The 368-nt window shown below is 68.8% G+C and carries 1 protein-coding gene; it reads left to right on the top strand.

Features of this window, described 5'->3' with window-relative positions; genetic code table 11:
• Window positions 1-132 precede the first annotated feature (132 nt).
• On the top strand, window positions 133-368 hold a 236-nt coding region (locus IRY44_RS30495), incomplete at its 3' end, for an AMP-binding protein (RefSeq protein ID WP_194803574.1).

The raw sequence follows: 368 nt of genomic DNA, 5'->3' as shown, positions 1-368 counted from the left end.
TACCGGACGGATCTGTTCGATGCGGTGTCGATCGGTCGGTTGGTGGGTCGGTGTCGGGAGTTGTTGGTGGCGGTGGTGGCTGATCCGGGTGTGCGGGTTGGTGGGTTGGGGTTGCCGTCGGGGGAGCGGGGTGTGTTGCGGCGTTTCGGTGCGCCGGAGGTGGTGGGCCGGGTGGTGGATCCGGTGGTGGGGTTCGAGGAGCGGGTGCGTCGTGGTGTGGGTGCGGTGGCGGTGGTTGCTGCTGGTGGGGTGGTGTCGTACGGGGAGTTGAACGCGCGGGCGAATCGGGTGGCGTGGTGGTTGCGGGGTCGTGGTGTGGGTCCGGAGTCGCTTGTGGGTGTCCGGTTGCCGCGTGGGGTGGACATGCT

It is taken from the genome of Micromonospora sp. ANENR4 (genome assembly GCF_015354395.1).
Classification (GTDB): domain Bacteria; phylum Actinomycetota; class Actinomycetes; order Mycobacteriales; family Micromonosporaceae; genus Micromonospora; species Micromonospora aurantiaca.
The sequence above is the reverse complement of the archived record's forward strand: the minus strand, read 5'-3'. Positions and strand labels throughout refer to the sequence as shown.